Genomic DNA, 8,350 nt, shown 5'->3' with positions numbered 1-8,350 from the left:
CAGGGTTAAAAGCCTCATAAGGTCAATGCTTAAGTTAAACCTTATTAGTCAAGTTTGCAGCGTGCATTGGTTATCCAGGTCCAATGCTTATAGCTGGTTTCTCTTTTGGTTCTATTTGTGTGTCTATAACACCAAACACTCGTGTCCCTCACTTGTCCCTAACTTTGTTGCAGGCTGCACAGTAATATTATTTCCAATTCAACGAGTAGACGAAAAAGTTTATTCGTAATAAGAACCGAGCACTAATCTGAAATAAAAGGAAGTAAACATGGCAAACCTGGAATACGTAACAAGCAATAAATTAACAATAGAAGCAGATGCGCAAAAAAGAAAAAGTCGTAAAGGGGTTATGATCGTCGGCCTGATATTAGCGCTAGGTGCCTTGTTTTTACACCCAGTAGCGGCAGCCATAGTCATGGTTTTTGCTCTGATTTCTTGGGGCTCCCAAAACGGCAGTCAAACTCTTAGAGCTGGAGCAGTTGGTGAAGACATAACCATGAATGTGTTAAGCCATTTACCTGACTCATACACGATTTATAACCAAGTGGACCTACCGAACGAAAAGTCACGAACGGGCTTTAACGAGGCTGATATTATTGTAATGGGGCCCGATACAGTTTTTGTGATTGAAGTGAAACACAATAACGGCTCAATTTATGGAACAGAAGGTGATAAAGATTGGCATGTACAAAAGGTAGGTCGAGGCGGTACGCCTTATTCTAAAACGATGCGTAACCCAATCGCACAAGTTAAGAAGCTCGTTTGGTTACTTTCTGATGATTTGAAGAAAAAGAACGGCCGAGCGTGGGTTCAAGGTGTGGTTGTATTCTCGAACCAAGATTCTTCTGTACGAGTTAGACATTCAGGGAATGTGCCAGTGCTTAATTTAAGCGAGTTAAATAGGTATATCCTGTCTTACCAAGCTAAATCACGGATTGTGAACCACTGCAGTGTTGAAAGCACACTAAAGGATTTAAAAGCCGCCTAGATGAAAGTAAGTTCATCGGTTCAAAAATTATATGGAGATTAAAAAATGATTGATGTTGTTCGAATAATGTTGGTATTTCTACCAATTGCGATATTAATAGGACTTGTGCCCTTTTTATTCCTAAAGATCGCAAAGAATGCAAGTACTGATAGGTATGACTCGTCTGGCCTAAGCAAAGAAATTGCTAAGTCAGCGGTCTCGCGCAGATTTTCTTGTAAGGATGAACCTTTACTGTATAAATGTTTTGGGCATCCGAATAGAACATTAGCTTTACGTTATGGGATATTAAATCAGTCTAAATTAAGTGGAGAGGTCCGTGAAAACGATACGATTCGTCTTCTAAAAATGGGATATGTTGATGGGTTTGAGGGTAGAGGGCATTATTGGGCTGAACTTGTCGACTTTAATAATGCAAAAGTTAGGGTCGTTATCGAAGACGGTGCAGACTTTGTAAATACTTTCTATCCCGCCAGTGATCGAGAGTGGTTTGAAAAGTATAAGGCTTTGGAGCAGATTCTAAAGAATGCAGAGGCTTTCACACTGAAGGAGTTAGCAAAGTATCATTTAGACCTAGTCGTTGTTCCTCGGCTGCTTAACAATAAAAAGGAAATAATTGATAGTCAGAAAGAGGTGTCAAAATGCAATTAGCAGAACTGATCACCGATATTCTTGTGATACTTTTTACCTCTAGTATTACCGCGCTGGTAGTTAGAAATTATTACATTAAAACGATATCCGAAGGCGAGGAAGCTTATCGAGAACTTTATGAATATGCTCAGCATATGGAATCTCAGATTAACTGTCCGTCTAATGTCCCTAACTGACATAGCTCTTAACTCGTAAGATTATCTCAAGCGTTACGACATACGCGATACAACCTACTTGGCTTGTAAGGTATTTGAAAACTATGGCGGTAGGTTAGAGCTTCATTACTATAAAGAACACGGTTATTTAACATGGATATCAAGACAACTAGCACGCACGAAACCTTAAAGAAGTATTTCGGATACGATTCTTTTCGCTTAAATCAAGAAGACGTCATAAATCGTACGCTCAACCATGAATCTAGTTTAGTAATTATGCCAACGGGTGGCGGTAAGTCTATTTGTTATCAGCTGCCGGCCATACTTTTAGAAGGTTTAACAATAGTCATATCTCCACTTATTGCACTTATGCAAGACCAAGTCTCTTCTCTAAAGGAGAATGGAATTAAAGCAGAAGCTTTGAATAGTTCATGTAGCGAGGCTGATATCCAAATTATTCAAGAGCGTGTAGCTTACGGTGATATCAAATTACTATATGTGTCACCAGAAAAGGCACTTACCTGGGGATTTATGCAATGGATTCAATCTATCAAGGTCGATCAGATTGCGATAGACGAGGCGCATTGTGTCTCGGTGTGGGGAAATGACTTTAGACCTGAGTACACGCAACTTAGCCAATTAATAAGATTATTCCCAAATATTCCTGTTGTGGCTTTAACTGCGACAGCTGATGCGGCCACGCAAAAAGATATTAAAATCCAGCTTGGCATTTACGAAGCAAAAACATTCTTATCTAGTTTTGAACGTAAGAACATAGAAATTGATGTGTTGCCTGCGAAAAAGCGTATAGAGACAATTAAGAAGTTTGTGAAAGCACGAGAGGGGAAAGCGGGTATTGTTTACTGTCTTAGCAAAAAGAACACTGAACAAGTCGCGGCGAAGTTGCAACAAGAAGGGATTGCTGCTGCTTATTACCACGGGGGAATGGGAAGCGGAGAAAGAGCTCGCGTTCAAGATCAGTTTATTAAGGATGAGATACAGATTATTTGCGCGACGATAGCATTTGGTATGGGTATCGACAAACCGAATATTCGTTGGGTTATTCATCACAATCTGCCAAAGAATATTGAAAGCTACTATCAAGAGATTGGTAGAGCTGGCCGCGATGGTGAAGCTGCAGAAGCTCTATTGTTCGCAGGGTATAATGATATGACAACACTCAATAAGTTTGTTGATGATATACCCAATCAGTCACATCGAAACGTTCAACGTTCAAAACTAGATCGCATGTGGGAATTCACGCAGACCTCTAGCTGCCGCACAAACTTTGTTCTTAATTACTTTGGTGAATATAAAGAGGCACATTGTGGCCATTGTGATCACTGCTTAAACCCTCCAACAACTTTCGATGGGTCTTTGATTGCACAAAAAGCAATTTCTGCGTGCCTTAGACTAAATCGTCTAGGAAAGTCAGTTGGGGCTAATATGCTTGTTGATGTTTTGCGTGGATCGAAGCGTCGTGAGCTTGTTGAAGAAGGATTTAATCAAATTAAGACATATGGCGCTGGCGCTGACTTGTCTTGGAAAGATTGGATTCAATATATCACCCAGTTGATAGATCGAGGATACCTCGGTATTGATTTCTCTAATAGAAATGTACTGCAGCTCACAAGCCTGTCTAATGATGTCTTGAAGGGGGAAACTAAAGTATTACTGTCTAGGCTCGCTGATCCAAAGGCGAAGAAAGTAGTAGAGCAAGTTGCTATGGATGCAGACTTATCTAAAGAGCAAATCACTTTGCTCGAGAAACTCAAAGAGCTACGCAACAAGATTGCAAAGGAGGCTGATTTACCTGCTTACACGATTTTCAACAATGCGTCTTTGAAAGACATGGCTATTAATATGCCTTCCTCGAAGGACGATTTTAGTAGTATAAGCGGCGTCGGAGAGAGCAAATTAGAAAAATATAGTGATGTATTCGTGAAGATGATTGCTGAATATATTTCGGCTAATGGAATTACTAAGCCTCAGAAACTTTCGAAAGTTGTGAAAAACGCTCCAAAGAAAAAGTTAAAGAAAAAACTAGATAAGAAATTTGTTGATAGAGATCTTTCTGAACACGAGATGGTTTTACTAGAAGAGTTAAAGGGCTTGAGGTATAAAATCTCTACTGAGATGTCTCTCCCTGCTTTTACCGTGTTTTCGAATGCAGACTTGCAGCAGATCGTTTTGCAATTGCCAAAAACATCAGCTGACCTGATAAATATCAAAGGTATTGGGCAGCTTAAAGTTGATAAATTTGCTGATAGTTTTTTGCCTGTCGTGATCAAGTTCGAAACTGAAGGGAAGGAATTTGCACCCGAATACACGCGAATACATACCACAAAACAAAATAATTCTAGTGAGTTTACTGTCCCTAGTTTGACCGCTACTAATATTGAGACCTTAGATCTATACAAACAAGGCAAAACGATCACAGAAATTGCTGAAGCGCGTGAACTAAATGTGTCAACGATCAAAAGTCATCTTTTTCGCTTAGCTCTTCATGGCGAAGATGTAGAGTTATCCAGCCTCACTTCAGAAGATCAGAAAGAAAGGGTTCTAACAGTATGGAATGAGCTTGGTAGGCCAGATGGTTTGAAAGAGATATACGAAGGCTGCGAGCAGCAAATTGATTACCCTGAAATTAGGTATGCAATTAGCTTGGCCTTGCTTGAAGAGCAGGTAGCTTAATTCTTACGACTAAGATAGGTTTTATGGACTGTTTTTGAGTTGTTGTAAGGTCTTTATCGCGTTGAAGTTCAGGTCGTATTTTTGATAAAGCGCTATTAACGCCCACATATAATTTTTACTTGAGTGGTCTTTGATAGCCGTATCTAAAGATGCCTTTTCACTGAGAAAAGCTCTTTCACAATTTGATGATAACGGCGATAGTTTGAAAGAACCACCCGAACTCTCGATCACTATATCAGTTATGTTTGGCGCGCTTGTGGAGCCTTCGACTGTGGCGCATGATTTGGCAATTAGGCCCGATAAAGCAGAGTTTTTGCTCACAGATTCATTTAGGTTCTGATACTTGGAGTAGCTTGGGATACTAACTGATTCTAGGTTTAGAAGAGACGCCAAGGATTCTATATTTTGGTTACTGATTTGAACTCTGCAAAGCTCGAATTGTTCTGTCGTACAGGTGTTAATGTCTGAATCATTTCTAGTCGAGATCGAAGCTGTAGGGCGGTTTTGTATGGTATATAGCGAAGATAGTTTATTCTCAACAATTTGCTTTTCCTTTACTGGGTTAGTTGAGGAAGTAATTAGATAAGATCCAGACGGTAGTTTGTTCCAGTTTTTTTCGTCTAGATCAAAAATCGTTACAGAGCCTTCTACGTACAACTTACTTCGATTATATATAAACTGGCCTTTGCTTATAGGGTTACAGTTAGCGTGTTGGATTACGCATGTACTGCCATTTAGATCGATAATTATGGCTGCCGCCTTATTGTCATCGGTATTGCTGTGGGCTGTGATTGCGAGAAAGCTCAACACTATAGAAGATATTAAATTAGAGAATCCCTTGCTCATTTGGAACCATATAATTGAAGATAAATACATAGCGCTTAATAGTACAAGAGTACAGACTACTTTTCTTCAGTTTGTCGTGAATTTCAAGAGCGCGTTTAAGTTTTCGGTAGTTATGTGCATAGTGATTCTATGATGCGAAATGATTGTGCATGGAGTCACAAAAATATCGTTAGAAATGGATAGAATACGCCCAAATTTTATTTAAAGTTTTGAAGGTTCAAAAGGATGTAACTTATGAAGTACGGCTTGTCGTTAGTATATATATTTTGTATTACCGTATTAATTGGGTGTGCATCGTCGCAGCCTAAAATGTCGCCGGTCTTGAGAAACGCTTTTATTCAGGCTCAAACGGAATTTGCGATAGGAGACAATAGTAAGGCCATAGACCTCTGGAAGGTTGCCGAAAATATTGCTATGACTGAGTCAAAAGATAGCGAAAGCGACAGTGTTTTCAGTGCAAGAGCCAACTTAATTAAAGCATATTTAAGAGCGGGATCTCTGGCAGAAGCAGAAGAAGTTGTTAAAGGAAGTGAGCGTCTATCCTCCATCATGCCTAAATTGAAACAAGAATTCTATTTAGAAGGAGGTGAATCGCAAGAGGAAGGAGAATACGATAGAGAATACAAGCAAATCTCTCCCTATTTACCGAGAGCTAATCAATCTAAAGCTAACTTGTTCAATGTCACAGCTAAAGAAAAGGTTGGACAGTTTTATCTAAAACATGGCCAATATGAAAAGGCTGATCGATATTTGAGCCCAGCATTTGACTTCATTAGTAACTTTTTTGTTCAAAGTGCTAATGCAAATAATGGATTTTCCCAGGTGGTAACTGCGTTATCTGCTATGGGGAATGCATCCAGTAAAAAGGATTCCAATGAGAATTTGGGGTTAGCGCTTGGTGTGGTCAAGCAGAAACTTGGCAAGATAGATGAGCTAGAGCATGTTTTTGCAGCGGCGCATGAAATAAGTTGTGATATTTCAACAAGGGTTGACCCTAAAGCTCATGATGTTCCAGAAGAAGGTGTGTTCGCCGGATGTATGCGCACGCTTTATCACTATGCAAACCTTTTTGCAGCGAGTGGTAAACATGGGATAGCTAAAGAGCTTTATCTAAAAGCCCTTAAACTTCAGAAAAAGACGACGATTTTTAGGCTTCTCGCTTTTTCGGTGGATGAAAAGAAAGATCGTGATTATCTACAGTGGGTTAAAGGCTTAACGAACGCAGCTTTTCAACACGCTGTTCACTCGAAAGTATATTCCCACTCAGAAATCACAGAGCTTTATTTGCATCTTTCAAATCTGAAGGGGCAGTTACTCTCGATTGACTCTGAAATACTAAAGAAAGCTCGTAAATCTTCTAATCCAGATATACAAAATAAGTACCATGAATTTGCTAAAATAAGCGATGAATTTGACGAGCTAGTTTTATCTGGTGCGCGTACTGACTTAGAGGCATACAATAGATTAATGCTTAAAAAAGCAGAGGCCAGATTAAAGCTCAAACGAACTTTTGCATTTAATCATCCTGAACTATTCGAAACTAAGAATATTGATCAATTCCTTGGCGCAATGAGCCCTGACGATGTGTTTATCGACATAGTTAAATTGCACTCTTTTAACTACGAATCTCTTTCATTCGAAGGGGAGACTTATATAGCAGTTGTAGCAGAAACCTCTGGTCAATTGGAGATGGTAAATTTGGGGGATGCAGTTAATATCGATGATGCTGTAGGCACTTATCATGCAACTATTAACAACTCGCTGGCCAAAGGGCTTGAACCGCAAAAACTCGATTTAGATAAAACGCTGGAGAGCATATACGATCTTACATTATCAAAGTTAGATAATTTGGTTGAAGGAAAATCGACTTTATTAGTTAATGCTGATGGCGCTTTTCATTCAATGCCATTATCTATTCTAAGAAAGAATAATCGTTACTTGCTAGAAGACTACAAAGTTGTGTATGTGCAGTCTCGTAGTATTGATAACAAACAAAAAGTTCGATTGCCTGAAAGCTTTGTTGTGGTAACGGATCCTGATTATAACTCGCCATCTGCTACCCAGTCCTTTTCAACGAGAGCAATTCAAACCATCGCCCGCGAAGTTCAGCAGTTTTCAGCACTACCTGAAACAAAACATGAAGGTGAAGAAATATCTAGAGTCTTACGAGGCAAGTCTTCAATAATATCGCTCACAGGCAAAGAAGCTTCAGAAGCTAACTTACGTAAAGTGTTAGCAGATGACAAGGGTCTTAAGGCGCTCCATATTGCAAGTCACGGCTTTTTCTTACCTGCTGATAATAATATTCCGCCTGCTGCTTTTGTAAATAAATTAAATAAAACAATCTCAACAACTTATATCAAGAAAGATAACCCTATGCTTCGTTCGGGTATTGCATTAGCTGGTGCTAATGATGAAACATCTAAAAGCAGTGGCGCTGGCTTATTGACAGCGAGTCAATTCAGCACGATGGATTTGGATGATGTATATCTTGCTGTGCTCTCTGCCTGTAATACAGGATCCGGTGACATTCAATCTGGTGAAGGGGTGTTTGGGCTTCAGCGAGGCTTGCTAATGGCTGGTGTTGATAATCTAGTACTGAGTTCCTGGTCTATACCAAGCGATGAAACTGTCTTATTGATGGGGCGATTCTACGAGCATTTAGTGGCAGGGCAAGATGTCAGCGATGCTCTGAGAACAGCTCAGCTTGATATGTTAAAAGTGAACAGTAATCCATTCTTTTGGGGAGCATTTACGAGTCTAACTACAGAAATCGTAAACTAGTTATTTCATACAGGTAACAGCGGCTCGACATAATAGAGAGCCGCTTTTTGTTCTTCTAAAATCAGTTGTCCTCCTACTGTCCCTAACGAAATTGATCCTCAAATCGTAATCTAGTTTCAAGCGTTACGAGAGACGCTTTACAAATTAAATTACTTTTTGAGGATATGAAAATGACAACTGAAATTATAACTGCACTTATTACACTACTTACCGTTGCCACCTTTACTGTCTGGTA

Annotated in this window: 6 protein-coding genes; 5 read left to right on the top strand and 1 reads right to left on the bottom strand. The window is 39.5% G+C overall.

The window, feature by feature from the left end; translation table 11 throughout:
• Nucleotides 1–268: 268 nt before the first annotated feature.
• The 4 genes from A3757_RS06835 to recQ all read left to right on the top strand — a co-directional run bounded on the left by A3757_RS06835 (nucleotide 269) and on the right by recQ (nucleotide 4,485).
• Complete coding sequence (locus A3757_RS06835) at nucleotides 269–988, top strand: nuclease-related domain-containing protein (RefSeq protein ID WP_068513207.1); 720 nt, start codon at nucleotides 269–271, stop codon at nucleotides 986–988.
• A 45-nt stretch (nucleotides 989–1,033) separates the two neighbouring features.
• Nucleotides 1,034–1,636, top strand: coding sequence for a hypothetical protein (locus A3757_RS06830; RefSeq protein ID WP_068513210.1), 603 nt, complete (start codon nucleotides 1,034–1,036; stop codon nucleotides 1,634–1,636).
• Nucleotides 1,627–1,812 carry a hypothetical protein gene (locus tag A3757_RS06825; RefSeq protein ID WP_068513214.1) on the top strand — a complete coding sequence of 62 codons (186 nt, stop codon included), beginning with the start codon at nucleotides 1,627–1,629 and terminating at the stop codon, nucleotides 1,810–1,812. Before A3757_RS06830 ends, A3757_RS06825 begins: the two co-directional genes overlap by 10 nt.
• 132 nt (nucleotides 1,813–1,944) lie before the next feature.
• Nucleotides 1,945–4,485, top strand: a complete 2,541-nt coding sequence (gene recQ / locus A3757_RS06820) for a DNA helicase RecQ (protein ID WP_068513218.1) — start codon at nucleotides 1,945–1,947, stop codon at nucleotides 4,483–4,485.
• Between the two features lie 21 nt (nucleotides 4,486–4,506).
• Here the strand turns inward: recQ and A3757_RS06815 are convergent, their stop codons facing one another.
• Nucleotides 4,507–5,331, bottom strand: a complete 825-nt coding sequence (locus tag A3757_RS06815; RefSeq protein WP_156492068.1) for a hypothetical protein — start codon at nucleotides 5,329–5,331, stop codon at nucleotides 4,507–4,509.
• Nucleotides 5,332–5,565: 234 nt separating this feature from the next.
• Here A3757_RS06815 and A3757_RS06810 point away from each other — a divergent pair, with 234 nt between their 5' ends.
• On the top strand, nucleotides 5,566–8,115 hold the full coding sequence (locus tag A3757_RS06810; RefSeq protein WP_068513226.1) for a CHAT domain-containing protein: 2,550 nt from the start codon (nucleotides 5,566–5,568) through the stop codon (nucleotides 8,113–8,115).
• The last annotated feature ends 235 nt before the right edge of the window (nucleotides 8,116–8,350 follow it).

The organism is Oleiphilus sp. HI0117, from assembly GCF_001635235.1.
Note: the sequence above shows the minus strand (reverse complement) of the source record. Positions and strands in the feature narration are given on the sequence as shown.